This is a genomic window from Marivita sp. S2033, from assembly GCF_046592965.1.
Taxonomy (GTDB): domain Bacteria; phylum Pseudomonadota; class Alphaproteobacteria; order Rhodobacterales; family Rhodobacteraceae; genus Marivita.
Genome location: NZ_JBISBV010000009.1, coordinates 1 through 24,511, shown reverse-complemented (window position 1 = coordinate 24,511; position 24,511 = coordinate 1). Strand labels below are relative to the sequence as shown.

Here is a 24,511-nt window from a genome sequence, read left to right as displayed (position 1 = left end):
ACGCGACATGAGTGCAGAGATCATTGATGGTAAGGCCTTTGCCGCAAAGCTGCGCCGCGACGTTGCGGATCAAGTCGCAAGATTGAAAGCTGATCACCAATTGAAGCCCGGGCTCGCTGTTGTCCTCGTGGGGGATGACCCGGCGAGTCAGGTCTACGTCCGATCCAAGGGCAAGATGACTGTCGAAGTGGGGATGAATTCGTTCGAACATCGGCTCGACCCCAGCATCAAGGAAACCGAGCTGCTGGCCTTGATCGAGGGCTTGAATGCCGATCCGAAGGTGCACGGGATACTGGTTCAATTGCCGCTACCGGATCATCTTGACGAGGATCTGGTGATAAATGCGATTGATCCTGCAAAGGATGTGGACGGCTTTCACATCCTGAATGTCGGTCTGTTGGGAACAGGCCAAAAGGCGATGGTGCCCTGCACTCCGCTTGGCTGCCTGATGATGTTGCGCAACCATCATGGATCGCTTTCGGGCATGAACGCGGTTGTCATCGGACGAAGCAATATTGTCGGAAAGCCGATGGCGCAGCTCTTGTTGGGCGACAGTTGCACGGTGACGATCGCGCATAGTCGGACGCGGGATTTGCCGGATGTCGTGCGGCGCGCGGATATTGTCGTGGCGGCTGTCGGGCGCGCGGAAATGGTTCCGGGAGACTGGATCAAGCCGGGCGCGACGGTGATTGATGTCGGGATCAACCGGGTCGATGCGCCGGAAAAAGGCGAGGGCAAGACGCGCCTCGTGGGCGATTGCCATTTCGAGAGCTGCGCAGCCGTCGCGGGCGCCATCACGCCGGTTCCCGGTGGTGTCGGGCCGATGACGATCGCCTGTCTGCTGGCCAATACGCTTACGGCCTGTTGCCGCGCCAACGGCTTGCCCGAACCTGCGGATCTGACGGCATGATCAATAGATAGCAGCCTGATGTTTACAACTTATTCACAGATCGACAGGTATCATCGTCCCGATCAGGCAAGCGATGTGGCGTTCCCCCGCGTCGGTCTTGGCGTAAACATCCGAGGAGACCACGATCAAGCGACGGCCGGGCTTTATGACACGGCCATAGGCGATCAGAAGATCACCCATCGCAGGTGCAAGTAGATTGATCTTGATCTCGGCGGTGACCACTTCCTGATGCTCGCTCATCATGGTGAGAGCGGCATAGCCAGCGGCGCTGTCTCCGATCGAGAATGTCAAACCGGCGTGACCGAAACCTTGTTGTTGCGTAGCGGTTGGCAGAATCGGTGCGGTGATCGTCACCGTCCCGTCACCCGTTTCGACCAATCGCGCACCGAGTGTCTGCATCAGCGATTGGCGGTCAAAACTGGATTGAATGCGAGGTGAGATGTCCATGTGCGAAAGGAAGCACGCCGCTTGGATCAAGACAAGGGGGCAAGGCCAGGCATGGGGATTTTGCAAGGGCGCGGCCCTGTGAGAATAGCCTGTGCGGTCGGCGCCATCAGACGTCTCAGCGACGTATCGTGACAAAAAAGTCCGCCGGTGAACGTGCCATAAGCGGGAAGCATGAGGCGCGTGGCGTCAAACAGGAAGCAAGGCCGGGTCAGAGTGCGTCCGCGCAGTCGGATCGCTGCTTTGGGATGGTAGTGACCCGACACTTCGCCCGGCAGTGGTACTGCCTGAGCAATGTGAAGGAAGTGCAACGGGCCGACGACCAACCGCTTCATGTGCGTTCCGCCAAGCGCGACAGGACCGGGATCGTGGTTGCCCTCGATCCAGATCCACTCGCGGCCCGCTTGCAATGCGGTGAGAACCTGCAAATCCTGGCCCGGCAGCGCATGTTGCATCGGAGTGGCATCAAAGCTGTCGCCCAGACAGACCACCCGTCTGGCGTTGGTGTTTTCCACGTCCGACACGAGGCGGTTCAGCGTTTCAGTCGTCTCGTATGGTGGCAATTGCGCCCCTCCGAATCGGGCGGCGCGGGCTGATTTTCCGAAATGAAGATCCGAAACAACCAGCAGATCTTCGTTGGGCCAGAACAGGGCACCGCTCGGAAGAGCCAGCAAGGCTTCGCTACGGAATTCGAATTCGAGTGCGTTCATGTTTTGTTCATGTACCGCCATTACATAGGATGCAAGAGGGCGAGAGGTATCAGAGCATTGCGGGAACCACCTGATCCGGTGGCCGGTGTCCGTCAGCAAAGGTTTTTACATTGATGATGACTTTTTCACCCATCTCCAGCCGACCCTCGCGCGTGGCCGACCCCATATGGGGCAGCATGACGACATTTGGCATGTCGCGCAGTTCCGGTGTGCCGCGATGCCCGTGTTCATACACGTCGAGACCGGCCCCCGCCAGCTCACCAGCCTTCAGCATGCGCGTGAGGGCGTTCTCGTCGATCACCTCGCCGCGCGATGTGTTCACGATGACCGCGCTCGGCTTCAGGAGCTTCAGCCTACGCGCGTTCAGCAAATGGAACGTCGAGGGGGTGTGCGGGCAATTGACCGACAGGATGTCCATGCGGGCGACCATCTGGTCAAGGCTTTCCCAATACGTGGCCTCCAGCGCATTTTCTATCTCGGGGCGCAAGCGGCGGCGGTTGTGGTAGTGGATCTGCATTCCGAACGCGCGCGCACGCTTTGCGACGGCCTGACCGATCCTGCCCATCCCGAGGATGCCGAGGCGACGCCCGCCAAGGCGACCGCCCAGAAATGCGGTCGGCGACCAGCCGTCCCATTCACCCTTTTGCATCACGTTCAGGCCTTCCTGAATGCGCCGCGTCACTCCGAGGATGAGTGCGAGCACCATATCGGCGGTGTCTTCGGTCACAACGCCCGGGGTGTTGGAGACCAGTATGCCGCGGCTTCGAGCGGTATCGACATCAATATGGTCCACACCGGCGCCAAAATTCGCGATAAGACGCAATTGCGGTCCGGCCTGACCGATGAGCCGGGCGTCGATCCTGTCGGTGACGGTGGGAATAAGAACATCTGCCTCCTTCACGGCGGCCGTCAATTCTGCTTGAGTCATCGGTGCGTCGGTGTCCCGCAGACGCACGTCGAATAGTTCTTTGAGACGGGTTTCAACCGCGTCAGGCAGGCGTCGCGTGACAACAACACTCAGGCGATTAGATGACATGATTTGCTCCTGCTGCTTTCCCGGTCTCTCAGGTTTTGGCACAGTGTCGCAAAGGCACGGCGGGCACAAGAACCTGCCGGAAAAATTAGAAAAACCGAGCAAGTCGAGGCGCATTTCATGAACTGGTGTTTGATCCGGACCGTATATGGGCCCTTATTGTCTGTGGGCCTGGCTGTTGCAGTCCTTATCGCCGAACCGGTGGCGGCAGAGGAGAAGGGGGCGGTCACGAATCTCCCGTTGCCCCGTTTTGTTTCGATGAAGGCAAGCGAAGGCAACGTGCGGCGCGGCCCATCGCTGTCGCACCGGATCGACTGGGTCTACAAACGCCGCAACATGCCATTGCAGATCACCGCCGAGCATGGCCATTGGCGCCGGGTACAAGACCGCGACGGCGCCGGCGGTTGGGTGCATTATGCTTTGTTGTCCGGAGTTCGGACGGCCATTGTCGAAGTGGATATGCTCACACTCTTTGCGCGACCGGACCCGTCGTCACCTGTGAACGCCCAACTGTCGATGGGGGTGGTGGCTGAAGTGCGTCAATGCGAGGTGGAGTGGTGCGAGCTGTCGGCAGGCGGCTACAAGGGTTGGGCGCGCAAGGGAAGCTACTGGGGCGTTCGCGAATCCGAGGTGTTTGAATAGATCGGGCAGGTTGGCGACTGGCGCGCCGCGGTGCGCCCCGTGGCCAAACCCTAGGCCGCCTGATGCATCAGGATGGCAGCTTCGGAAGACGAAAGGTTGCGGCGCGCAAACCCGCCATAGCTTTGCGGGCTGTTCTCGATCCGGGGCAACATCTGTGACAAGCGGGCGCGATCCTTGGCGTCAAGCGTCGACAGTGCAGCGTTGGCGGGATGAAAACTTTCCGATTCCACGCCGTTGGCGAACAGGATTTCATGTTGCGGCATCAGCATGTGCACATAGGTGACTTCCTTGACCGACAGATCCACGCTGACGCGGTCGTGGTCGATGAGATCGCGTGCGGCGACCAGAACCTCGCCGGTGTTGAACAAATCGCGTGCGACACGGCCCTTGATCAACATGCGGTGTTCTGGCGAAACGAGAAGGTCTTCGTCGGGTTCATCCAGCCCGAACAGCCCGGCGCGAATGCGGATCGGGCGCAATCTGGGCATCGCAAACAGCCGGGCACCGCTCATCCGGCGGTGGCCCATCCACTGAATCGGCTGCGCGCCGTTGTCCTTGGTCTGGACAAGATCGCCCTCGCGCAGGTCTTCGATGCGCTGCGTGCCGTTTGGTGTCAGAATGGACGTGCCCGGCGTAAAGCAGATGACGGCGCCCTGATGCTCTGCATTCGTTTGCGATATGGCATTGAACAGGGACGTGTGAACGACCCAAAGTTCCGTGTTGCGCGGCGGGATGCCATTGAAGAACATCAACAGTGATGCCTTGCGCACGCCTTGTTCTATCAAGGTGACAGTGTAGGTCCGCTCGCCGTCGGTGACGACGAAACACTTTTCGGCAATCGGATGGTCGACCGGACGCGGCGATGCGTCGGCCGCGCCATCGGTCGCCGCACCGACGAGGCGCTGCACCATGAGCGCCGCGCGTTTGCGACGTTCTGCGTCGCCTTCCGCCTCTTCCAGTCGCAACAGATCGTTGGGCCCGTCCACTCGGACGGCCTCGCCTGTCCAACTCCACGCCGCGCCAATGTTCAAAAAGTCGGCCGGTGCCGCCTGAAGCGTGTCGATGGTTGTCTGCGACCAAGAGATGACGAACGTGCCATTGAAAGCCGTTCCCATGTTCCTGTACTGCCTGCTCTTCTTATTTTTTTTTGAGCTTAGCCGAGAACGACGGCGAAAACCCGCCTGTTGAAAAAAGAGCCGGAACATTTGGAGGAAATCGTGATTCTTTGGCAACTACTGACGCCGGCTTACGCTTATTCAGCCGGGTTAAATCCGACGATCAATTGCCGCAAGCCAAGGCTCGCTCCGGCAAAAATCGCAGTAAATGTGACCGGCGCGCTATAGGCGAGCATCGAAAATGCGCTGACGCCCTGACCGATGGTGCACCCGAGAGCGATCACCGCACCGGCCCCCATGAGAGCCGCGCCGAAAATCTGGCGGCGCAATTCGCGAGGGTCTTCGCACGCTTCCCAGCGGAAATGCCCTTTCATCAACGACCCGATGAAGGCTCCGACCCAGACGCCAGAGACAGACCCGACCGCAAAGCTGATCGGCTGTGCAGAGCCGATCATCCACCACAGGATGCTTTCCCCAAGCGGGGCGGCAAAACTGTGCGAGACGACGCGCGGTGCGTCAAAGCCTGTATCGGCCACCCAGCTTGTGCCCGCCCAGCCGCTGATGATGGCCACTCCGACCATCGCCGCCCAGAAGGCTGACTTTGGGGAGTCGAGAAAAGCCCGTGAGCTTGCCGAGACGCCAAGGATCACGAGACCCAAAGCCATGCCAATGAAATGTACCGGGAGGCCGATGAACTGGGCTGCAAGGTGGGCGAGCCCCGGCGGTGTATCGCCCGGTAGAACCTCGGCTTGCGGGAAGATCAAGTCGCGCAACGGGGCAATCGGCCCGCTCAGGACCACGTAGGTAGAAACCCCCATCACCAGAACAATCACGAAGCTGCGCAGATCACCGCCGCCCAGTCGCGCGATGGCGCCGTAGCCGCAGTTTCCCGCCAGCGCCATGCCGTAGCCGAACATCAATCCGCCGATCACCGACGCCCAGGGCAGCCATTTTATCGAGAGATAATAGGTATCGCTGCTCGCCAGATGCCCCGACGCAATCAGGCCAAAGCTGCCGAAAACGGCCGTGCCGATCGCGATGCCCCACATCCGCATCCGCGTGTCGGACCCGCCGTAGAGCACATCCTCGATCGCGCCCAAGGTGCAAAACCGCCCGAGCCGCGCGGCGAGGCCCAAAAGCACACCGCCAAAAAGCCCGACGAGGGCCACCATCACGGGTTCGGGGATGCTCTGGAACATGTGCTATTTTCCCAAAGGTTCAGAACGGGGAGTTTGCGTGCAGAGTGCGCTTACAGCAAGGACACAAGGTCGTGATCGGTTCAGTCGTCCTGACAGAACAATTCGTAGACGCATTCCAGCATCTTGCGCGGCCGGTGGTCTGCAAGACGGTAAAAGATCGTCTTGCCGTCGCGACGCGGAATCACCAACCCTTCGAGCCGCAGGCGCGAGAGTTGTTGCGAGACAGCGGCCTGCCGCGCAGACAGCAATTCCTCCAGTTCGGTCACGGTTTTTTCGCCCGTCACCAAATGGCACAGGATCATCAAGCGGCCCTCATGGCTGATCGCCTTGAGGAAATTCGAAGCTGTGGTCGCCTTGTCGGCAATCCGGTCAAGCTCCTGGACGGTCAAATCGGGGCTGAGTTGAGGAAGTCCCATGGCGTACCTTCAGTTTTCAATCGTGTCAGAGGGTGCGAAATCCGTGTGTTCCTTGAGAATCTTTGACAGCACGGGCCAAAAGAAGTCCTCGCCCGGATAGCCCTCGATCCGGGCCAGTTCCTCGCCATCCTCAACCAGAATGAAGGTCGGTGTGAAAACGACCCGGCGGGCATAGGTCATGCCGTCGGGTGGTCCGTCGCGCAACCCTGTGCGCATCAGGGGCGCGAATTTTCCCTCGTCCGTATTTGGATAGGCGGGCGCGATCTGCGCGTCCCATCGCTGGCAATAGATGCAGCCGGGCTGCTCGACCATCACGAGCACCGGGTCAGACAGTGCGGCAGCACCCCAGCAGATGCCGACTGCCGCGAAAAGCGAGGCTTTCAGGGATGTGACCACGTGCATGAGACACCGATTGACGTTGTTGTGACAAAACACCTAATTTGAATATGTGAATAATTCAAGGAATCTCGGTCCATGTTCGACATTTCGTTCGCGGGTGCGGCACTTGCCGGCATTCTGAGTTTCTTTACGCCGTGTATCCTGCCGATGGTTCCATTCTACCTGTGCTACATGGCCGGAATCTCGATGAACGAACTCAAGGGCGAGGAGGATGTCCCTCAGGGCGTGGCGTGGAATCTGGTGGCGTCGGCGTGTTTGTTCGCGCTTGGCGTGACAACAATTTTTGTTTTGCTCGGCATGGGCGCGACGGCGGTGGGACAGGCATTTGCCGATTATCGAGAACCGCTGAGATATGTGGCAGCCGTGGTTCTGGCTGCATTCGGTCTGCATTTTCTGGGCATCGTGCGCATCCCGATCCTGTATCGTGAGGCCAAGGTTGAGGCAAAGACAGAGCCGACGACCTGGATTGGCGCTTATGTCATGGGGCTGGCATTCGGGTTTGGCTGGACGCCCTGCGTCGGTCCGGCGCTGGCATCGATCCTGATGATCGCGGGGGGCATGGGAGATGTGGTGCAGGGCGGTTTGCTGCTGTTCGTATACGGTGTCGGCATGACCTTTCCATTCGTCATAGCCGCGCTGTTTTCGGGACCGTTCCTGCGCTGGACGGCGCGCAACAGGGGGCTGTTGCACTATGCGGAAAAGGCGATGGGCGGAATGCTGATCGTGTTTGCGATCCTGATCGCGACGGATACCATAAACCTGATTGCGAATGCGATGTTGGAGTGGTTCCCGAACTGGTCGTCACTTGGTTAACACTTGGGAGGAAGTCAGATGAAACACGTATTGGCAGGCGCATTGGCCATGATGATGGCGATGCCGGTCGCTGCGGCGGAGATTGGCGATGACGGGCTGCACAAGCAGCCCTGGATGCGCGACACGTTCAAGGATCTGCGCGAGGATCTGGACGAGGCCAACGCCGAGGGCAAACGTCTGGTGCTGTTTTTCGAACAGCGCGGCTGCATCTACTGCAAGCAGATGCACGAGGAGGTGTTTTCGGACAGCGAAGTCAGCGACTATATCGCCGAGAATTACTTTGTTGTGCAATTGAACCTGCATGGCGACATCGAAGTGGTCGATTTTGACGGCGAGGCGATGTCTGAAAAGGATATGGCGCAGCGGTGGCGCGTGCTGTTCACGCCGAGCATCGTCTTCCTTCCCGAAGAAGTTCCTGAGGATCAGACCGCGCTTGAGGCGTCGGTTGCGGTGATGCCCGGAGCGTTCGCCAAGGGCACGACGCTCGACATGTTCACCTGGGTCAACGAGAAACGTTACCTACTTGATGATGGCGAGGATTTCCAGCGCTACCATGCGCGCCGGATTCAGGAGCGCGATAACGGCAAATTCGACTGAGCGCCGACTTCGTTCACACTCAATTATTCACTTTCGTGAATTTGTAGTTGCATGAATCGATGTCGGTGGCCTACGGTATGCAAAGCCACATTTGGCCCGCATCAAAGACCGGGCGGCAAGGGAGGGACAATGAAGCTAACAGGAATTTCTGCGGTGATCGCCTTGAGTGCGACTGCTGCGATCGCGAACCCGGTCAAGCCGGGCGAGGTTGAGTTCACCGAATACGGCGCTGTCGAGACGTCGCTTTCCGGTGAAACGGGGGATGCGGAACGCGGAGCGAAGATCATGGTCGACCGCGGAAAGGGCAACTGCATTGCATGTCACGCCGTGACTGCACTGAACGACGCGCCGTTTCACGGCGAGGTCGGGCCGACGCTTGACGGCATTGCCGAATACCGCACCGAGGAAGAGCTGCGCGGCCTTGTCGCCAACTCCAAGATGACGTTCGAAGGCACGGTGATGCCCGCGTTCTACAAGACCAGCGGCTTTATCCGCCCCGGCGACGGGTACACGGGCAAGGCCGCCAACATGGATGAACTTGAGCCGATCCTGTCGGCACAGGAAATCGAAGATGTGGTGGCGTTTCTCATGACGCTGAAAGACGGCTGAGCCGCCCCCAAACGAGTTAGGAGACACGACATGGATTTTACGAGACGCGAAGCCCTGGCCATCGGTGGGGCAGCCGCGCTGACATTTGTTCTGCCATTCCGCGCCAACGCGGCGGTCGAGGATCTGGTCAGCGAATTCACCGGCGGGGCCGATCTGGCCGAGTCAGGTGTCGAGTTGACGGCTCCGGAGATCGCGGAGAACGGTAACACGGTTCCGATCGAAGTGTCGGCACCCGGCGCCTCGGCGATCATGGTTCTGGCCGCAGGCAACCCGACGCCGCCGGTCGCCACATTCAACTTCGGACCGCTCGCGGCGTCCCAGACGGCAAGCACACGCATTCGTCTGGCGGGTACGCAAGACGTTATCGCGATTGCCAAATTGGCGGATGGCAGCTTTGCGCGCAGCTCCAAGACCGTGAAGGTCACCATCGGCGGCTGCGGCGGCTGACGGTCAAACCCCAGAATTTCAGGAGATAAAACATGGCATCCGGTGTAAAACCCCGCGTCAAGGTTCCGAAATCCGCCGCCGCTGGCGACGCGATCACGATCAAGACCTTGATCAGTCACCCAATGGAATCCGGCCAGCGCAAGGATGGTGACGGCAACGTCATTCCGCGCTCGATCATCAACCGCTTCACCTGTGACTTCAACGGTGAGAACGTGATCGACGTGAAGCTGGAACCGGCGATTTCGACCAACCCCTATATCGAATTTGCGGCCACCGTGCCCGAAGCCGGTGAGTTCAAGTTCACCTGGTACGATGATGACGGGTCGGTCTACGAAGATTCCAAAGCGATCGCCGTCGGCTGATCCTGCACCTGCTCCCTGGTTTGGGGGCAGGGACGCCAAGACCCGCCACATGGAATGGCGGGATAGCTCAACGGGAGGAACAGGAATGAAATTAAGGGCGATGACGGCGCTATGCGCCACGCTTGCCATCGCAACGCCGGTGGCGTTTGCCGGTGGTCCGGATGACGACACGCTGGCCATTGACGGTCAGGAGATGATTACCAAGACCGCCGCTCCGCCGCATATGGAAGAGACCGGAATCGACACGATCATGTCGGGCTGGCATTTCCGCGAGGACGACACGCAGGCCATGCAGGCCGACACGTTCGACAATCCCGGCATGATCTTCGTCGACCAGGCGATTGACACATGGAATACCGTGGAAGGCAGTGCCGAAAAATCCTGCGCCTCGTGCCACGAAGGCCCGGAATCGATGGAGGGCGTGCGCGCGGTTTATCCCAAGTGGAACGAAGAGGCTGGCGAGGTCCGCACGCTTGCGATGCAGATCAACGACTGCCGCACCGAGCGTATGGGGGCCGAGCCCTACAAATATGACGGCGCCCAGATGACCGCCATGGAGGCGCTGATCTCGGTGCAATCGCGCGGCATGCCCGTCAATGTGGCCATCGATGGGCCGGTTGCCGAAACGTGGGAAAAGGGCAAGGAAATCTACTACACGCGATATGGTCTGCTAGAGCTGTCCTGTGCGAATTGCCATGAACAGAACTACGGCAATTACATCCGCGCCGATCACCTGAGCCAAGGCCAGATCAACGGATTCCCGACCTACCGCCTGAAGCAGGCCGGACTTATCCAGCAGCATAACCGCTTCAAGGGGTGCATCCGCGATACCCGTGCAGAGACGTTCTCTCCCGGTTCGCCCGAGTTCGTCGCGCTTGAGCTGTACGTTGCGTCGCGCGGAAACGGCCTGTCGGTCGAAGGCCCCTCGGTCCGCAACTAAATCCTACGACCTCGCGCTGTTGCAAGCGCGGGGTTTTTCGACGAATTTTCCATTCACACATGCGAATGTGTGGTGCGAAACCCAAAAGGCACATCCCATGATCTCAAGACGCGATTTCCTTCAGGTGTCGATGGCCGCTTCCGCGCTCGTCGGCGCGTCCGGTTTTGGCAATTGGTCCCGATTGGCGGCGCAACAGGCGCTGACGCAGGATCAATTGCTGCAATTTGACACGTTCGGAAACGTGTCGCTGATCCACATCACCGACATCCATGCGCAAATGAAACCGATCTATTTCCGCGAACCGTCGGTCAATATCGGGGTGGGCGAGAACAAGGGCGCAGTGCCGCATGTGACCGGTGCCGACTTTCGCAGGCTTTATGGCATCGACGACGGCAGCCCCTACCATTACGCACTGAGTTCGGGCGATTTCACGGCTCTTGCCGAGGCGTATGGCCGTGTCGGCGGGCTTGATCGCGTGGCCACCGTGATCAACTCGATCCGCGCGGACCGGCCCGATGCGTTGTTGCTCGATGGGGGTGACACATGGCACGGCAGCTACACCTGCTATCACACCGAAGGTCAGGACATGGTCAACGTGATGAACGGGCTCAAGCCCGACGCGATGACCTTCCATTGGGAATTCACCCTCGGGTCCGACCGCGTGGCCGAGATTGTCGAGGGATTGCCCTTTGCGGCCTTGGGCCAGAACATTTTCGATGCGGAGTGGGACGAACCGGCAGAGCTTTTCCCGCCCTACAAGTTCTTCGAGCGTGGCGGCGTGAAGATCGCGGTGATCGGGCAGGCGTTCCCCTATATGCCGATCGCCAATCCGGGCTGGATGTTCCCCGAATACAGCTTCGGCATCCGCGACGAGAACATGCAGGCGATGGTCGATGAGGTGCGCAGCCAGGGCGCCGAACTGGTTGTCTGCCTGAGCCATAACGGTTTTGACGTCGACAAGAAGATGGCAAGCGTCGTGACTGGCATCGACGTGATCCTGTCGGGCCATACGCATGACGCGCTGCCCGAACCCGTGCTGGTGGGCGATACGATCATCGTCGCTTCAGGCTCTAACGGCAAGTTCGTGAGCCGGGTTGATCTGGACGTGCAAAACGGCCGCATGATGGGATTCCGTCACAAATTGATCCCGATCTTCTCTGACGTGATCGAACCCGATGCCGAGATGGCGTCGCTGATCGACGAACAGCGCGCACCGTTCGAAGCCGAGTTGAACGAGGTGGTCGGCCAGACCGACAGCCTTCTGTATCGCCGGGGCAATTTCAACGGGTCATGGGACGACGTGATCTGCGACGCCTTGCTCAGCGAGCGCGATGCAGAGATCGCGCTATCGCCGGGCGTGCGGTGGGGGCCGAGCCTGATCCCCGGACAGGACATCACCCGCGAGGATATCTGGAACGTGACCTCCATGACCTATGGTGAGGCGTATCGAAACGAGATGACGGGCGAATTCCTCAAGGTCGTGCTTGAGGATGTGGCCGACAATATCTTCAACCCCGATCCCTACTACCAGCAGGGTGGCGACATGGTGCGCACGGGCGGTCTAGGCTATCGCATCGACGTGACCAAACCGCAGGGCGAACGCATCAGCGACATGACGTTGCTCAAGACCGGTGAAGCCATTGATCCTTCGCGCAATTACATTGTCGCCGGATGGGCATCGGTGAACGAGGGCACCGAGGGGCCGCAAATTTGGGACGTCGTCGAAGCGCATATCAAGAAGCTTGGCACCGTCACCGTAAACCAAAACGACAGCGTCACGGTTGTGGGCGCGTAACCTAGCGGAGTGTGAGGCATGTCCGACATCTTCAAACCTTCCCGCCGCGCGTTCTTGCGTGGCACTGCGGCGGCTGCCGCAGGCCTGACCGCCGGTTCGGCCGCGCGCGCGCAGACACCCGATCCGCTGATCACCGAAACGCAGGATTGGGCGATCTCCTTCGGCGATGCCGTCGATGCGCACCCTTACGGACTGCCGATCGAGTACGAGGCCGATGTGATCCGCCGCAATGTCGAGTGGCTGACCGCCGACACGATCTCCTCGATCAACTTCACGCCGATTCACGCGCTTGACGGCACGATCACGCCGCAGGGCTGCGCGTTCGAGCGGCACCACTCCGGTGCGATCGATCTGCGCAAGCAGGATTACCGTCTGATGATCAACGGCCTTGTCGATACGCCGTTGGTCTTCACCTATGACGATCTCGAACGCTTCCCGCGCGAAAATCATGTCTATTTCTGCGAATGCGCAGCCAATACAGGCATGGAATGGGCCGGCGCGCAGTTGAACGGCGCGCAGTTCACGCACGGGATGATTCACAACATGGAATACACCGGCGTGCCATTGCGCACGCTGCTGCAAGAGGCCGGGCTCGATGCCGCTGGCGATCTGGCGGACAAATGGGTGTTCATCGAAGGAGCCGATGCATCCTCGAACGGGCGATCCATCCCGATGGAGAAAGCCTTGGACGACGTGCTCGTTGCGTTCAAAGCCAATGGCGAGGCGTTGCGCAAGGAGCATGGCTATCCGGTTCGTCTTGTCGTGCCGGGTTGGGAAGGCAACCTGTGGGTCAAGTGGATTCGCCGGATCGAGGTGATGGACGGCCCGGTCGAAAGCCGAGAGGAAACCAGCAAATACACCGACACGCTGGCCGACGGCACCAGCCGCAAGTGGACATGGGTGATGGACGCGAAATCCGTCGTCACCTCTCCGAGCCCGCAATCGCCGATCACGCACGGTCACGGTCCGCTGGTCATCAGCGGTCTGGCATGGTCGGGCCACGGCGCGATCACGCGCGTGGATGTGTCAAAGGATGGCGGCATGACGTGGGAAACCGCGCGGCTTGCCAAGCCGGGCGAGAAGATGGCGCTGACCCGCTTTTACCTCGATACGACGTGGAACGGTGAAGAGATGCTGCTTCAGGCACGGGCGATGGATGACACCGGATATGTCCAGCCAACCAAGGATGAACTGCGCGAGGTGCGTGGCGAGAACTCGATTTACCACAATAACGGCATCCAGACATGGCATGTGAAGCCGAACGGGGAGGCGGAGAATGTTGAAGTTTCCTAAAGGAATTGCGAGCGCTGCGCTTTTTGCGTCCAGCGCACTTGTTTCGTCGCAGGCGCTGGCCGAGGAAAAACTGGGCCTTGGCCGCGAAGCGCTGCCGGAAGAGATCGCGGCATGGGATGTCGCAGTGCGCCCCGATGGCACCGGTCTGCCCGAGGGATCGGGGTCTGCCGCCGATGGCGAAATATTGTTCTCGGACAATTGCGCCGCGTGCCACGGAGAATTTGCCGAAGGCGTGGACAACTGGCCGTCGCTCGCCGGCGGCGAAGGGACACTGGCCGATGAGGATCCGGTCAAGACCGTGGGCAGCTATTGGCCCTATCTGTCGACCGCGTGGGACTACATCCATCGCTCCATGCCCTATGGCAACGCGCAATCGCTGAGCGATGACGACGTCTATGCCATCGTTGCCTATATTCTTTATTCCAACTTCCTCGTGGATGACGATTTCGTTCTGAGCAACGAGAATTTCCTTGAGGTCGAGATGCCCAACGCCGATGGCTTCATCGTCGATGACCGGGCCGAAACGGAATATCCGCAATGGCGGGCCGAGCCGTGCATGAGCGCGTGCAAGGACAGCGTCGAGATCACGATGCGCGCCACCGTTCTTGATGTCACCCCCAACGAGGAGGGCACCGAGGCGCTGGAGAAAGAGGCTGTGATCGTTCCGGCAGACGCAGTGAAGGAAGAGGCTGACGTGGTCGTGGCCGAGGCCGCGGCGCTTGACCCTGAACTCGTCGCCGATGGCGAGAAGGTATTTCGCCAATGCAAGGCCTGCCACATGGTGGGTGAGGGCGCGAAAAATCGGGTTGGTCCGGCTCTGAACGGAATTGTTGGCGGGGAAATCGCGACGGTCGAGGGTTTCCGGTATTCCAGTGCGCTGGAGGGGCTCGACGGCGTATGGAGCGAGGATGCGCTTGCTGCCTATCTCGCCGACCCGCGCGGTTATGCCAAAGGCACCAAGATGAGCTTTGCCGGGCTGCGAAAGCCCGAAGACATCAAGGCCGTCACGGAGTATCTCAAAAGCTTTGACGGCTGACCGGTGCGCCGGTCTCGCGTCATAGCCGCTGTCTGTGCCATGCTCTGGCCGATGGCCGGGGCGTGGGCCGAGGAAGAGGCCACCGCGCTTGGTGACAGGGATCGCGGTGGCGAGATCTTCGCGCAATGCGCGGGATGCCACATGGTCGGGCCGAACGCCAAAAACCGCATCGGACCGCATCTGAACGGCGTCTTTGATCGCAGGGCAGGCGCGGTTGACGGGTTTTCCTATTCGAAAAGCCTCAAGCGCGCGGCGGCGGACGGGTTGACCTGGGATTTCGAACATCTCGATGCCTATCTGGAAAATCCCAAAGCGCTGGTCAGCGGTACGCGGATGTCGTTTGACGGATTAAAGAGCCCGCAGGATCGGCATGATGTCCTGGCCTATCTGCGCCAGTTTTCCGACAATCCGCAGGATATCCCCGAAGCCGCCCCGACCGCACAAGCGCGCGAGGTCGATCTGCCGCCGGACATTCTGGCGATTGTCGGTGATCGGGAATACGGCGCGTATCTGGCGAGCGAATGCACGACCTGCCACCAGCCGGACGGCTCGGACAAGGGGATCCCGTCGATCACGCTTTGGCCGACCGAGGATTTCGTGATCGCGATGCACGCCTACAAACGCAAATTGCGCTCCCATCCGGTCATGCAGATGATGGCGGAAAGATTGTCGGACGAAGAGATTGCCGCTCTGGCGGCATATTTTGCCGAACTCGAATAAGGCGCAAAAGACGTCGGGTGGTTCGGTTTTAACGTTAACTCAAGGGAGGTTACTCATGAAACTGAACAGACGCACCTTTGTCGGCACAGGGTTTGCCGCAGCATCCACGCTCACCGCGCCAACCGTACACGCCGCGTCGCATGGCAAACCCAAGGTGGTTGTCGTCGGCGGCGGCGCCGGTGGCGCCACCGCGGCGCGCTATATCGCCAAGGACAGCAACGGCGAGATCGATGTGACCCTGATCGAGCCGAGCCGCAGCTATTACACCTGCTTCTTCTCCAACCTCTACATCGGCGGGTTCCGTGATCTCGAAAGCATCGAGCATTCTTACGGCACCTTGGCGTCAGACTACGGTGTCAACGTGGTGCATGACTGGGCCGTCGGCGTTGATCGGGACGCCAAGACCGTATCTCTGGCGGGGGGCGGTTCGGTGCCCTATGACCGCCTGATCCTGAGCCCCGGCATTGATTTCGTCGACGGCTCGGTTCCGGGTTGGGACGTGTCGGCACAGAACGCGATGCCGCATGCCTATAAGGGCGGCAGTCAGACGGAATTGCTCAAGGCGCAGGTCGAGGCGATGCCCGAAGGCGGCACCTACGTCATGGTTGCGCCGCCCAATCCGTACCGTTGCCCGCCCGGACCGTACGAACGGATCTCGATGGTGGCGCATGTGCTGAAAGCCAGCAACCCGACCGCCAAGATCATCATCGCCGATCCCAAGGCGAATTACTCCAAGCAGGCGCTTTTCGAGGAAGGCTGGCAGAAACACTATACCGGCATGATCGAACGGATCGGGCCAGATTTCGGCGGCAAGAATGTCTCTGTCGATCCGGCTGCAATGACCGTCGATATCGACGGCGAGGTGGTGAAAGCCGACGTGGTCAACGTGATACCGGCGCAAAAAGCCGGGCTGATTTGCGAGGCCGCGGGCCTGACGGAAAACAACTGGGCACCGGTCGATGGCCACACCATGCAGTCACGTCTGGATGAGAATATCCACATTCTTGGCGATGCCACCAATCAGGGCGATATGCCGAAATCGGCGTTTTCGGCCAATTCCCAAGCCAAGGTCGCGGCAATGGCGGTGCGCGGGGCCTTGACAGGATCACGCGTGTTTCCGGCCAAGTTCTCGAACACCTGCTGGTCTTTGATCGACACCGAAGACGGCGTGAAGGTCGGCGCGACCTACGAGGCGACAGACGAAAAGATCGCCAAGGTCGACGGGTTCATCAGCCAGACCGGTGAGGATGCCGCGTTGCGCAAGGTGACGTTTGAAGAAAGCGTCGGTTGGTACGAGGGGATCACGGCCGACATGTTTGGCTAGGCCATGACCAAGACGATCGGATCGCGGTGCGATCCGATCCGCTCGGTGGGGGGCAGCCCCCGAACTCCCCGGGCCATTTGAATTGAGAAGAAGCCGCCGCGAGACCAACAGGGGGTCAGAGATTCAAGGCCGCGAGCAAATCCGGAATTTTCTTTCGGAACTTGAAGAAACCGGCGGTCGCGTGTGGCCAGGCGCGACGGTCGTAATCGCGCAAGGGGCGCACGACCGGCATGGCGCTGATTCGATCCAGGATCGAAGCCGCCGGGCCAACCGGCGCGTAGGGTGTGATGATCTGAGCCGCGCCGTTGGCTTTGGCCCAATCCTCGATCTGCGTGGCGGTGGACAGCGCGTTGGTCACGGGACCAAGTCTTTCGGCGTGGCGAAACGTGGTGTCTGCCATGAGCGCGGTCTTGAAGCGGGTCACGTTCGCAGACATCGTTAGCGGGCTTGTTGCGTTGGTGGCGTCAAGTGTCGCTGTCGCCAACGGGATCAACCCAGTTTCGAGGATGTGGTCAGGGTTCAGATCGTCTTCGTGCAAGAGCAGGACGGATGGTTTCGAGAGGTCTGGGTCGTCGCCCTTTGGTGCGTCAGTGCAGGGCGGGTGCGGAGGGCCGTCAAGCGGGGCGGGATCGACGGCAAGCTGGCCTTCGGGATTGAACCGACCTTGGGTGAATGTGTCGATATTGCTGGCGCTTGCAACGTAATTGCGACCCTGGGTCTGAAGCCCTGCGACCCAGCGCCACCCGAGCGTGTTGGAGGCGGGATCGCCGTCAAGCAGATGGCGCAGGAAAAAATCGGCACCCAATTCCCATGGCAGGCGCAGCGTGAATATCCAGATCGACGCGAACCACATGCGCGCATGGTTGTGCAGGTAACCGGTGTCCACCAGCTCCTGCGCCCAATGGTCAAAACACGTGATGCCGGTGTCACCCTGACACGCCGAGGACCAGCCGGCGCGCAGGCCGGATTGGGTTTGAACATCATCCCATGCGCGCACCAGCCCTTGGCGGTAGCTCTGCCAGACCGAGGGACGCATTTCCAACCAGCCTTTCCAATAGGTTCGCCAGAACACTTCTTGCACGAATTTGTCGCCGGGACCGGCTGCGTTCCGGCCCAACGCAGCAGCAAGGACGTCTTGTTCGGTGAGGATCCGGTGACGGATGTAGGGTGACAGCATCGACACGTTATAGTGCTGGCCGCGACCGCGATCAAAATTACGATCTGTGCCATAGCGCGCGGCGCCGCACTCCAGGAAGCCCGACAGTTTATCGAGCGCGCCTGCGCGGGTCGGGGGAAAAAGTTCTGACATTTTGATGCAATTAATCTGGGGGGATGTCCGGTCAAGCCGCGCGCGCGACCGCACCCCCCTTGCAGCCCCCATGGCGCAACACTAGTCTCCCCCCAACTCGCAACCGCACCACCGCTTTGGCGGTGGCAATATCAGGCAGGCACAGATGAACGATCCTTTCGAGACTTATATGAACACGCTCGTCCCCATGGTGGTCGAGCAGACAAGCCGCGGCGAACGGGCTTACGACATTTTCTCCCGCCTGTTGAAAGAGCGGATCATTTTCCTCAGCGGTCCCGTGCATGACGGCATGTCATCGCTGATCGTGGCGCAGCTTTTGCATCTTGAGGCGGAGAACCCGTCCAAAGAGATCAGCATGTACATCAACTCGCCCGGTGGGGTGGTGACATCCGGGCTCTCGATCTATGACACGATGCAATATATCAAGCCCAAGGTGTCGACGCTGGTGATCGGACAGGCCGCGTCCATGGGCTCGCTCCTGTTGACAGCTGGCGAGGCGGGAATGCGCTTTTCGCTGCCCAACAGCCGGGTCATGGTGCATCAGCCCTCTGGCGGCTACCAGGGTCAGGCGACGGACATCATGATCCACGCCGAAGAGACGCTGAAGCTGAAAAAGCGGCTGAACGAAATCTACGTCAAGCACACCGGGCAAAGCCTCAAGAAGGTGGAACAGGCTCTCGAGCGCGACAACTTCATGTCGCCGGAAGAGGCCAAGGAATGGGGCCTGATCGACGAGATCGTCGAAAGCCGGGCCAAAACCGCCGAGGACGAATAATCGTGAACGGGCCGCTTCGCCAATCGGCGTTTTTGGCGTTGTGGCCCAAGTTCTGCTGTCCTAAGGTTCTGAGGAGCAAATACGACACACGCCAGAGGAGAGTGGTGAGTTCAATCAACCATCCAAAGGCGAGTCGGGAAAGGTAAGACATGGCGACGAATTCTGGCGGCGACAGCAAGAACACCCTCTACTGTAGTTTTTGCGGCAAGAGCCAACATGAAGTGCGAAAACTGATTGCCGGGCCAACTGTCTTCATCTGCGATGAGTGCGTTGAGCTTTGCATGGACATCATCCGCGAGGAGACCAAGGGCGGCGGGCTGAAGTCGACCGACGGTGTACCGACCCCGCGCGAGATTTGCGATGTGCTGGACGATTATGTGATCGGTCAGGCGGTCGCCAAGCGTGTGCTGTCGGTGGCCGTGCACAACCACTACAAGCGTTTGAACCATTCGCAGAAATCCTCCGACATCGAACTGGCGAAATCCAACATCCTGCTGATCGGGCCGACCGGGTGCGGCAAGACGCTGCTTGCCCAGACACTGGCGCGCATCCTCGATGTGCCATTCACCATGGCAGACGCCACCACGCTGACCGAAGCGGGGTATGTGGGCGAAGATGTCGAGAACATCATTCTCAAACTGCTGCAATCGTCTGAATACAACGTCGAGCGGGCGCAGCGCGGCATCGTCTATATCGACGAGGTCGACAAGATCACACGCAAGTCGGAGAACCCCTCGATCACCCGCGATGTATCGGGCGAGGGTGTGCAGCAGGCGTTGCTCAAGCTGATGGAAGGCACGGTCGCTTCTGTGCCGCCGCAGGGTGGGCGCAAGCATCCACAGCAGGAGTTCCTGCAGGTGGACACGACCAACATTCTGTTCATCTGCGGCGGCGCGTTTGCCGGGCTGGAACGGATCATCAAGCAGCGCGGCAAAGGGTCGGCCATGGGCTTTGGTGCCGATGTGCGCGATGACAGCGAGGCGGGTATCGGTGAAACCTTCAAGTCGCTCGAACCCGAAGACCTGCTGAAATTCGGCCTTATCCCCGAATTCGTGGGCCGTCTGCCGGTGATCGCAACATTGGAAGACCTGGATGAAGACGCGTTGATCATCATTCTGACACAGCCCAAGAACGCGCTGGTCAAGCAATACCAGCGCCTGTTCGAGCTTGAAGATACCACGCTGACCTTCACCGAAGACGCGCTGAGTGCGATCGCCAAGCGCGCCATTCAGCGCAAGACCGGCGCGCGGGGTTTGCGCTCGATCCTTGAGGATATCCTGCTCGATACCATGTTCGAGCTTCCCGGGATGGACGAGGTGACCGAGATCGTCGTGAACGAAGAGGCCGTGACGTCCGACGCCAAGCCGCTGATGATCTATGCCGATCAGAAAAAAGGGTCTGCGGAAGCGGGGTGAGTTTGACAAGCGCAGGGCCGGACCTGCGTAACACTGGATTGGGGGTGGGTGCGTGCATCCACCCTTTGTTATTCAAACTGCGTCATAGCTGCGCTGGACCTTGGTCTACAATGCGCCCTATAACGGCGCAAACAACACCCCGAGGAGTCCTCCATGGGCATTATGAACTCTCTTTTGCGCGCCGTGACCTGGTGGAACGGTCAAACCTATGGCACCCAGTTTTACACCTGGCGCAAGGGCAACAAGGTGGGAGAAGACTCGCAGGGCAACATCTTCTACCAGTCCAAAGACGGTGTGCGGCGTTGGGTGATCTATAACGGCGAGATCGAAGCGAGTCGGGTGGATGCCAACTGGCATGGATGGCTGCATCATACCTTTGACGAATTGCCCAGCGAACGGCCGTTGCCCCAGCAACCGTGGATCAAGCCCCATCAGGAAAACCTGACCGGAACGGCATTGGCCTATGCGCCGGACGGATCGATTCGACGCCCTGTTCCCGCCGACCGGCGGGATTACGAGGCGTGGAGCCCGGAATAGGGCAGGGCATGTTTGAAAGAACCGCGACAGAATGAAACGTTTGACCGCCTTGGCCTGCGCCTGCGTGATCGCGACATCCGGAGCCGCGCAGTTGGCTACGAGCAACGGAAGCGGCGTCAATGTGCGCGCTTTGGACAAGTTGACGGGGAAAGTCTCGGATCTTGAGATTGCCGCGCGGCAAAAGACGACAATTGGCCGGATCACGATCACAGCCGACGAATGTCGCTATCCCAACGGCAACGCGGCTGGCGAGGCATATGCCCATATGACGATCACGGAAATCGGAATCGACGCGCCCGTCTACCAGGGGTGGATGATTGCCTCATCCCCGGCGCTGAACCCGATGGACCACCCGCGTTATGACGTTTGGGTATTGCGCTGCATCACGTCCTGACCCGAAAGGGCGAGCGGCGTGCCTGAAAAGTCGGCATGTCCGAGGATGGCCTGGTCCAACCGACGCCGATACTCTGCGCGCGTGATCTCGACCGCGCCGAGTGAGGCCAGATGATCGGTGATGAACTGGGTGTCGAACAGGACAAACCCGCCGCGCCGCAACAGATCGACCAGCCAGGCCAGAGCAACCTTAGACGCATCGCGTTCGCGCGAGAACATGCTTTCGCCGCAAAACGCCGCTCCGACAGCGACGCCGTAAACGCCACCCACCAAATTGTCGTCCTGCCAAACCTCGATGGAATGCGCGGCTCCGCGGTGATGCAGTTCCTGGTACAGGCGACGAATATCGTTGTTGATCCACGTCTCGCTGCGATCGGCGCAGGCGTCGACGACGAGCGAGAAATCCTTGTTGCGCGTCACGGTGAATTTGTCGCTGCGAAGCGTCTTGGCAAGGCTGCGTGAAATCCGAAACGCGTTCAGGGGCAGAACCCCACGCTTTTGCGGATCGACCCAGAACAAATCTAAATCGTCACGATGTTCGGCCATCGGAAACAGACCGACGCGGTAGGCTCGCAACAGCAAATCCGGCGTGATACTCATCGCCCAGAACCAGAGGTATCAGCCACCCGCGCCCGTCGTCTCAAGCCTTTCGACTGGCATAGGTGCGCTCCAGCCACTGCTCCAACCAATGAATGTTGTACTCGCCGCGTTGAATATCAGGGTCTTCCAACAGATCCTTGAACAGCGGAACCGTGCTGTCGATGCCATCCACGATCAATTCTCCCAAGGCGCGCGACATCCGCGCCAGCGCCTCGTCGCGATCCCGGCCATGCACGATCAGTTTCCCAATCAGGCTGTCGTAATAGGGCGGGATTTTGTACCCGTCATAGAGCGCGCTATCCATGCGCACGCCAAGCCCGCCGGGCACGTGATACTGCGTGATACGCCCCGGTGACGGTGCAAACGTCGGCAGTTTTTCCGCGTTGATGCGCGCCTCTATCGCATGACCGTTGATCACAAGATCGTCCTGTTCGAACGAAAGCGGCAGGCCTGAGGCAACGCGAATTTGTTCGCGCACAAGGTCGACGCCGAAAATCGCTTCGGTCACGGGATGCTCGACCTGGAGGCGCGTGTTCATTTCGATGAAATAAAATGCGCCGTTCTCGTACAGGAATTCGATCGTGCCCGCGCCCGCATAGTTGATCCGCGACACGGCATCGGCACAAACCTTGCCGATGCTCGCGCGCTCCTCGGCCGTGATGCTGGGGCCGGGCGCTTCTTCCAGTACCTTTTGATGGCGTCGTTGCAGCGAGCAATCGCGCTCGCCCAGATGTACGGCGCCCCCCTTGCCATCGCCAAACACCTGCACTTCGATATGGCGTGGCGTGGTCAGGTATTTCTCCACATACACTTCATCATTGCCAAAGGCGGCTTTCGCCTCGGATCGCGCGGTCTGAAAGGCGCGCTCCATATCGGCGGCTGTTTGCGCAACCTTCATGCCGCGCCCGCCGCCGCCAGCGGTGGCTTTGACAATCACCGGATAGCCGATTTCCTCTCCGACCTTCTTGGCGCTTGCAAGGTCGGGCACGCCACCGTCAGACCCGGGAACGCAGGGCACCCCCAATGCCTTGATCGTGTCTTTGGCAGTGATCTTGTCGCCCATGACGCGGATATGTTCCGCGGTCGGTCCGATAAAGGTCAGGCCGTGATCTTCGACGATCTGAACAAAGCGCGCGTTTTCCGACAGGAACCCATAGCCGGGATGAATCGCCTGTGCGCCGGAGATTTCGCAGGCGGCAATGATCGCCGGGATCGACAGGTAGCTGTCCGTCGATGGCGGTGGGCCGATGCAGATCGCCTCGTCCGCCATGCGCACATGCATGGCGTCGGAATCGGCAGTGGAGTGGACGGCAACGCTGGCGACGCCCATCTCGCGGCACGCGCGGATGACGCGAAGAGCAATCTCGCCCCGGTTGGCAATCAGGATTTTGTCAAACATGTTTCTGCGGCCCGGTTATTCGAGGATCACGAGAGGCGCGCCATATTCGACGGGTGCGCCGTCTTCGACCAGAATACGCTTGACCGTGCCACTGCGTGGGGCGGGAATGTGGTTCATGGTTTTCATCGCCTCCACGATCAGCAAGGTATCGCCTTCACTGATCTGTTGGCCAATCGAAATGAACGCGGGCGATCCCGGTTCGGCCTGCATATAGACCGTGCCGACCATCGGAGAGGTGACCGCGCCGGGGTGTTCCGCCGGGTCTTCAGGGGATGCCGCTGTCGGGTTGGCGGGTGCGGCAGCCGGAAGCGGCGCTGCGACGGAGGGAAGTGCGGGCGCGGCCGGCGCAGACTGGATCATGCGACTGACCCGGACGTTCAGGCTGTCATCTTCCCCATATTCGCGTTTGACCTGAAGTTCTGTCAGGTCGTTGTCTCGCAGCAGTTGCGCCAAGGCTTCAATAAAAGCCACATCGGCATCATGCTTGTTCTTCGTCATGCTGTCCCTCGCCCGGTTCTTTGTCGCCGCCCAAGGCGCGCCTCCCTCATCGGATGGACCGGAGTGTCGCTTTACCCAAAGGCATCGCCTGTCATAGATGTCTTTCCTTGCACCGATTGACCGTCAGGAGCAAGAGCAAGCCGGTGATCAATCGTGTTATCAGACGTTCTGATTGAGGGCGCAGGGCGCAATGGGTGTTTTCAGATGTCCTGCTCAGGGGCGAATTCGTGGTCCTTGGTTGCTTGCTCCGCTTCCTCGCGAACCAGGGATTTGGCCTGTTCCGTGATGATCGCCTTGATCTGTACCTGCAACGCCGAGGGCGGCGCGGCAGGGGTGACGGCCTTTTCACCGGTTTCCGGTTCTGATGCGGGCTTTGCTGCCGCAGGCGCCGCAGCGGTTGTCGAACAGGACGTCGCCTGAATATCAGGTTTGCGTGTCACCGGAGTGACAAGGTTTGGCATCACTGGTTGTATCGAAGGCATGATTTTACCCTGTGTTCAAAGACCCCCTCCAGATTTGAGTTTAGACCGATCATTCTTTTTCTGCAGCTTCAGAATGCTGAAGAACTTATTCAAATTGGCGATACGCCCGGACGCTCGTGCCGGCGTATCGCGCATGTGTGTCACCCTTTTATGGCTCTGTTTTCGATGAGGTTTTCGACGACGGAGGGGTCGGCGAGGGTGGATGTGTCGCCCAAGGACCCGGTGTCGTTTTCGGCGATCTTGCGCAGGATGCGGCGCATGATCTTGCCGGAACGGGTTTTGGGCAGGCCGGGGGCCCA

At 59.8% G+C, this 24,511-nt stretch carries 29 protein-coding genes; 17 read left to right on the top strand and 12 right to left on the bottom strand.

Going from position 1 to position 24,511, the window contains the following annotated elements:
• Positions 1 to 7 precede the first annotated feature (7 nt).
• Positions 8 to 910, top strand: a complete 903-nt coding sequence (gene folD / locus ACGKZZ_RS14150; protein WP_411224231.1) for a bifunctional methylenetetrahydrofolate dehydrogenase/methenyltetrahydrofolate cyclohydrolase FolD — start codon at positions 8 to 10, stop codon at positions 908 to 910.
• 33 nt (positions 911 to 943) lie between these two features.
• Here the strand turns inward: folD and ACGKZZ_RS14145 are convergent, their stop codons facing one another.
• From ACGKZZ_RS14145 to ACGKZZ_RS14135, 3 genes are read right to left on the bottom strand one after another with little or no spacing between them, the layout of a single operon-like run.
• Positions 944 to 1,357, bottom strand: coding sequence for a PaaI family thioesterase (locus ACGKZZ_RS14145; RefSeq protein ID WP_411224230.1), 414 nt, complete (start codon positions 1,355 to 1,357; stop codon positions 944 to 946).
• A gap of 26 nt (positions 1,358 to 1,383) precedes the next feature.
• A complete protein-coding gene (gene pdeM, locus ACGKZZ_RS14140; RefSeq protein WP_411224228.1) occupies positions 1,384 to 2,064 on the bottom strand; it encodes a ligase-associated DNA damage response endonuclease PdeM in 681 nt (226 codons plus the stop codon).
• A gap of 49 nt (positions 2,065 to 2,113) precedes the next feature.
• Positions 2,114 to 3,100 (bottom strand): 2-hydroxyacid dehydrogenase, encoded by a 987-nt coding sequence (locus ACGKZZ_RS14135; RefSeq protein WP_411224227.1) that lies wholly within the window; start codon positions 3,098 to 3,100, stop codon positions 2,114 to 2,116.
• Positions 3,101 to 3,217: 117 nt separating this feature from the next.
• Here ACGKZZ_RS14135 and ACGKZZ_RS14130 point away from each other — a divergent pair, with 117 nt between their 5' ends.
• The gene (locus ACGKZZ_RS14130) at positions 3,218 to 3,739 is read left to right on the top strand and encodes an SH3 domain-containing protein (RefSeq protein WP_411224302.1); all 522 of its coding nucleotides are present in this window, start codon (positions 3,218 to 3,220) and stop codon (positions 3,737 to 3,739) included.
• A gap of 50 nt (positions 3,740 to 3,789) precedes the next feature.
• Here ACGKZZ_RS14130 and ACGKZZ_RS14125 read toward each other — a convergent pair whose 3' ends face one another.
• The 4 genes from ACGKZZ_RS14125 to ACGKZZ_RS14110 form a co-directional block, all read right to left on the bottom strand.
• Entirely contained in the window at positions 3,790 to 4,854 is a 1,065-nt protein-coding gene (locus tag ACGKZZ_RS14125) for a Hint domain-containing protein (protein WP_411224226.1), read from the bottom strand.
• A gap of 137 nt (positions 4,855 to 4,991) precedes the next feature.
• Entirely contained in the window at positions 4,992 to 6,053 is a 1,062-nt protein-coding gene (locus ACGKZZ_RS14120; RefSeq protein ID WP_411224225.1) for a YeeE/YedE family protein, read from the bottom strand.
• An 80-nt stretch (positions 6,054 to 6,133) separates the two neighbouring features.
• Complete coding sequence (locus tag ACGKZZ_RS14115; RefSeq protein ID WP_411224224.1) at positions 6,134 to 6,469, bottom strand: ArsR/SmtB family transcription factor; 336 nt, start codon at positions 6,467 to 6,469, stop codon at positions 6,134 to 6,136.
• 9 nt (positions 6,470 to 6,478) lie between these two features.
• On the bottom strand, positions 6,479 to 6,871 hold the full coding sequence (locus tag ACGKZZ_RS14110; RefSeq protein WP_411224223.1) for a thioredoxin fold domain-containing protein: 393 nt from the start codon (positions 6,869 to 6,871) through the stop codon (positions 6,479 to 6,481).
• A gap of 72 nt (positions 6,872 to 6,943) precedes the next feature.
• Here ACGKZZ_RS14110 and ACGKZZ_RS14105 point away from each other — a divergent pair, with 72 nt between their 5' ends.
• From ACGKZZ_RS14105 to ACGKZZ_RS14055, 11 genes are all read left to right on the top strand, one after another.
• A complete protein-coding gene (locus ACGKZZ_RS14105) occupies positions 6,944 to 7,681 on the top strand; it encodes a cytochrome c biogenesis CcdA family protein (RefSeq protein WP_411224222.1) in 738 nt (245 codons plus the stop codon).
• Positions 7,682 to 7,699: 18 nt separating this feature from the next.
• Entirely contained in the window at positions 7,700 to 8,278 is a 579-nt protein-coding gene (locus ACGKZZ_RS14100; RefSeq protein ID WP_411224221.1) for a thioredoxin family protein, read from the top strand.
• A 129-nt stretch (positions 8,279 to 8,407) separates the two neighbouring features.
• The gene (gene soxX / locus ACGKZZ_RS14095) at positions 8,408 to 8,887 is read left to right on the top strand and encodes a sulfur oxidation c-type cytochrome SoxX (RefSeq protein ID WP_411224220.1); all 480 of its coding nucleotides are present in this window, start codon (positions 8,408 to 8,410) and stop codon (positions 8,885 to 8,887) included.
• Positions 8,888 to 8,917: 30 nt separating this feature from the next.
• Entirely contained in the window at positions 8,918 to 9,334 is a 417-nt protein-coding gene (gene soxY / locus ACGKZZ_RS14090) for a thiosulfate oxidation carrier protein SoxY (RefSeq protein WP_411224219.1), read from the top strand.
• Positions 9,335 to 9,366: 32 nt separating this feature from the next.
• On the top strand, positions 9,367 to 9,696 hold the full coding sequence (gene soxZ, locus ACGKZZ_RS14085; protein ID WP_411224218.1) for a thiosulfate oxidation carrier complex protein SoxZ: 330 nt from the start codon (positions 9,367 to 9,369) through the stop codon (positions 9,694 to 9,696).
• A gap of 85 nt (positions 9,697 to 9,781) precedes the next feature.
• Positions 9,782 to 10,636 carry a sulfur oxidation c-type cytochrome SoxA gene (soxA, locus tag ACGKZZ_RS14080; RefSeq protein WP_411224217.1) on the top strand — a complete coding sequence of 285 codons (855 nt, stop codon included), beginning with the start codon at positions 9,782 to 9,784 and terminating at the stop codon, positions 10,634 to 10,636.
• A 97-nt stretch (positions 10,637 to 10,733) separates the two neighbouring features.
• Entirely contained in the window at positions 10,734 to 12,431 is a 1,698-nt protein-coding gene (soxB, locus tag ACGKZZ_RS14075) for a thiosulfohydrolase SoxB (RefSeq protein ID WP_411224216.1), read from the top strand.
• Positions 12,432 to 12,449: 18 nt separating this feature from the next.
• Entirely contained in the window at positions 12,450 to 13,724 is a 1,275-nt protein-coding gene (soxC, locus tag ACGKZZ_RS14070) for a sulfite dehydrogenase (RefSeq protein ID WP_411224215.1), read from the top strand.
• Positions 13,708 to 14,760, top strand: coding sequence for a c-type cytochrome (locus tag ACGKZZ_RS14065; RefSeq protein ID WP_411224214.1), 1,053 nt, complete (start codon positions 13,708 to 13,710; stop codon positions 14,758 to 14,760). Before soxC ends, ACGKZZ_RS14065 begins: the two co-directional genes overlap by 17 nt.
• Positions 14,761 to 14,799: 39 nt before the next feature.
• The gene (locus tag ACGKZZ_RS14060) at positions 14,800 to 15,480 is read left to right on the top strand and encodes a c-type cytochrome (RefSeq protein ID WP_411224301.1); all 681 of its coding nucleotides are present in this window, start codon (positions 14,800 to 14,802) and stop codon (positions 15,478 to 15,480) included.
• A 55-nt stretch (positions 15,481 to 15,535) separates the two neighbouring features.
• Positions 15,536 to 16,804 (top strand): FCSD flavin-binding domain-containing protein, encoded by a 1,269-nt coding sequence (locus ACGKZZ_RS14055; RefSeq protein WP_411224213.1) that lies wholly within the window; start codon positions 15,536 to 15,538, stop codon positions 16,802 to 16,804.
• A 115-nt stretch (positions 16,805 to 16,919) separates the two neighbouring features.
• On the opposite strand, the gene ACGKZZ_RS14050 is transcribed toward ACGKZZ_RS14055, so the two are convergent.
• Entirely contained in the window at positions 16,920 to 18,113 is a 1,194-nt protein-coding gene (locus ACGKZZ_RS14050) for an FAD-binding domain-containing protein (protein ID WP_411224212.1), read from the bottom strand.
• Between the two features lie 145 nt (positions 18,114 to 18,258).
• Here ACGKZZ_RS14050 and ACGKZZ_RS14045 point away from each other — a divergent pair, with 145 nt between their 5' ends.
• The 4 genes from ACGKZZ_RS14045 to ACGKZZ_RS14030 all read left to right on the top strand — a co-directional run bounded on the left by ACGKZZ_RS14045 (position 18,259) and on the right by ACGKZZ_RS14030 (position 21,234).
• Complete coding sequence (locus ACGKZZ_RS14045; protein ID WP_411224211.1) at positions 18,259 to 18,888, top strand: ATP-dependent Clp protease proteolytic subunit; 630 nt, start codon at positions 18,259 to 18,261, stop codon at positions 18,886 to 18,888.
• 149 nt (positions 18,889 to 19,037) lie between these two features.
• Positions 19,038 to 20,303 carry an ATP-dependent Clp protease ATP-binding subunit ClpX gene (clpX, locus tag ACGKZZ_RS14040; RefSeq protein WP_411224210.1) on the top strand — a complete coding sequence of 422 codons (1,266 nt, stop codon included), beginning with the start codon at positions 19,038 to 19,040 and terminating at the stop codon, positions 20,301 to 20,303.
• Positions 20,304 to 20,456: 153 nt separating this feature from the next.
• The gene (locus tag ACGKZZ_RS14035; RefSeq protein WP_411224208.1) at positions 20,457 to 20,840 is read left to right on the top strand and encodes an NADH:ubiquinone oxidoreductase subunit NDUFA12; all 384 of its coding nucleotides are present in this window, start codon (positions 20,457 to 20,459) and stop codon (positions 20,838 to 20,840) included.
• A gap of 31 nt (positions 20,841 to 20,871) precedes the next feature.
• Positions 20,872 to 21,234 (top strand): DUF2155 domain-containing protein, encoded by a 363-nt coding sequence (locus tag ACGKZZ_RS14030; protein ID WP_411224207.1) that lies wholly within the window; start codon positions 20,872 to 20,874, stop codon positions 21,232 to 21,234.
• On the opposite strand, the gene aat is transcribed toward ACGKZZ_RS14030, so the two are convergent.
• The 4 genes from aat to ACGKZZ_RS14010 form a co-directional block, all read right to left on the bottom strand.
• Complete coding sequence (aat, locus tag ACGKZZ_RS14025; RefSeq protein ID WP_411224206.1) at positions 21,198 to 21,833, bottom strand: leucyl/phenylalanyl-tRNA--protein transferase; 636 nt, start codon at positions 21,831 to 21,833, stop codon at positions 21,198 to 21,200. The genes ACGKZZ_RS14030 and aat overlap by 37 nt on opposite strands.
• A 40-nt stretch (positions 21,834 to 21,873) precedes the next feature.
• Complete coding sequence (accC, locus tag ACGKZZ_RS14020) at positions 21,874 to 23,232, bottom strand: acetyl-CoA carboxylase biotin carboxylase subunit (RefSeq protein WP_411224205.1); 1,359 nt, start codon at positions 23,230 to 23,232, stop codon at positions 21,874 to 21,876.
• A gap of 15 nt (positions 23,233 to 23,247) precedes the next feature.
• A complete protein-coding gene (accB, locus tag ACGKZZ_RS14015; RefSeq protein ID WP_411224204.1) occupies positions 23,248 to 23,730 on the bottom strand; it encodes an acetyl-CoA carboxylase biotin carboxyl carrier protein in 483 nt (160 codons plus the stop codon).
• A 200-nt stretch (positions 23,731 to 23,930) separates the two neighbouring features.
• Positions 23,931 to 24,170, bottom strand: coding sequence for a hypothetical protein (locus ACGKZZ_RS14010; protein ID WP_411224203.1), 240 nt, complete (start codon positions 24,168 to 24,170; stop codon positions 23,931 to 23,933).
• Positions 24,171 to 24,511: the final 341 nt, after the last annotated feature.

Excerpts from the sequence above, each read along its gene's own strand:
- folD (WP_411224231.1), top strand. The coding sequence starts at position 8 with ATGAGTGCAGAGATCATTGATGGTAAGGCCTTTGCCGCAAAGCTGCGC.
- ACGKZZ_RS14145 (WP_411224230.1), bottom strand. The coding sequence starts at position 1,357 with ATGGACATCTCACCTCGCATTCAATCCAGTTTTGACCGCCAATCGCTG.
- pdeM (WP_411224228.1), bottom strand. The coding sequence starts at position 2,064 with ATGAACGCACTCGAATTCGAATTCCGTAGCGAAGCCTTGCTGGCTCTT.
- ACGKZZ_RS14135 (WP_411224227.1), bottom strand. The coding sequence starts at position 3,100 with ATGTCATCTAATCGCCTGAGTGTTGTTGTCACGCGACGCCTGCCTGAC.
- ACGKZZ_RS14130 (WP_411224302.1), top strand. The coding sequence starts at position 3,218 with ATGAACTGGTGTTTGATCCGGACCGTATATGGGCCCTTATTGTCTGTG.
- ACGKZZ_RS14125 (WP_411224226.1), bottom strand. The coding sequence starts at position 4,854 with ATGGGAACGGCTTTCAATGGCACGTTCGTCATCTCTTGGTCGCAGACA.
- ACGKZZ_RS14120 (WP_411224225.1), bottom strand. The coding sequence starts at position 6,053 with ATGTTCCAGAGCATCCCCGAACCCGTGATGGTGGCCCTCGTCGGGCTT.
- ACGKZZ_RS14115 (WP_411224224.1), bottom strand. The coding sequence starts at position 6,469 with ATGGGACTTCCTCAACTCAGCCCCGATTTGACCGTCCAGGAGCTTGAC.
- ACGKZZ_RS14110 (WP_411224223.1), bottom strand. The coding sequence starts at position 6,871 with ATGCACGTGGTCACATCCCTGAAAGCCTCGCTTTTCGCGGCAGTCGGC.
- ACGKZZ_RS14105 (WP_411224222.1), top strand. The coding sequence starts at position 6,944 with ATGTTCGACATTTCGTTCGCGGGTGCGGCACTTGCCGGCATTCTGAGT.
- ACGKZZ_RS14100 (WP_411224221.1), top strand. The coding sequence starts at position 7,700 with ATGAAACACGTATTGGCAGGCGCATTGGCCATGATGATGGCGATGCCG.
- soxX (WP_411224220.1), top strand. The coding sequence starts at position 8,408 with ATGAAGCTAACAGGAATTTCTGCGGTGATCGCCTTGAGTGCGACTGCT.
- soxY (WP_411224219.1), top strand. The coding sequence starts at position 8,918 with ATGGATTTTACGAGACGCGAAGCCCTGGCCATCGGTGGGGCAGCCGCG.
- soxZ (WP_411224218.1), top strand. The coding sequence starts at position 9,367 with ATGGCATCCGGTGTAAAACCCCGCGTCAAGGTTCCGAAATCCGCCGCC.
- soxA (WP_411224217.1), top strand. The coding sequence starts at position 9,782 with ATGAAATTAAGGGCGATGACGGCGCTATGCGCCACGCTTGCCATCGCA.
- soxB (WP_411224216.1), top strand. The coding sequence starts at position 10,734 with ATGATCTCAAGACGCGATTTCCTTCAGGTGTCGATGGCCGCTTCCGCG.
- soxC (WP_411224215.1), top strand. The coding sequence starts at position 12,450 with ATGTCCGACATCTTCAAACCTTCCCGCCGCGCGTTCTTGCGTGGCACT.
- ACGKZZ_RS14065 (WP_411224214.1), top strand. The coding sequence starts at position 13,708 with ATGTTGAAGTTTCCTAAAGGAATTGCGAGCGCTGCGCTTTTTGCGTCC.
- ACGKZZ_RS14060 (WP_411224301.1), top strand. The coding sequence starts at position 14,800 with ATGCTCTGGCCGATGGCCGGGGCGTGGGCCGAGGAAGAGGCCACCGCG.
- ACGKZZ_RS14055 (WP_411224213.1), top strand. The coding sequence starts at position 15,536 with ATGAAACTGAACAGACGCACCTTTGTCGGCACAGGGTTTGCCGCAGCA.
- ACGKZZ_RS14050 (WP_411224212.1), bottom strand. The coding sequence starts at position 18,113 with ATGTCAGAACTTTTTCCCCCGACCCGCGCAGGCGCGCTCGATAAACTG.
- ACGKZZ_RS14045 (WP_411224211.1), top strand. The coding sequence starts at position 18,259 with ATGAACGATCCTTTCGAGACTTATATGAACACGCTCGTCCCCATGGTG.
- clpX (WP_411224210.1), top strand. The coding sequence starts at position 19,038 with ATGGCGACGAATTCTGGCGGCGACAGCAAGAACACCCTCTACTGTAGT.
- ACGKZZ_RS14035 (WP_411224208.1), top strand. The coding sequence starts at position 20,457 with ATGGGCATTATGAACTCTCTTTTGCGCGCCGTGACCTGGTGGAACGGT.
- ACGKZZ_RS14030 (WP_411224207.1), top strand. The coding sequence starts at position 20,872 with ATGAAACGTTTGACCGCCTTGGCCTGCGCCTGCGTGATCGCGACATCC.
- aat (WP_411224206.1), bottom strand. The coding sequence starts at position 21,833 with ATGAGTATCACGCCGGATTTGCTGTTGCGAGCCTACCGCGTCGGTCTG.
- accC (WP_411224205.1), bottom strand. The coding sequence starts at position 23,232 with ATGTTTGACAAAATCCTGATTGCCAACCGGGGCGAGATTGCTCTTCGC.
- accB (WP_411224204.1), bottom strand. The coding sequence starts at position 23,730 with ATGACGAAGAACAAGCATGATGCCGATGTGGCTTTTATTGAAGCCTTG.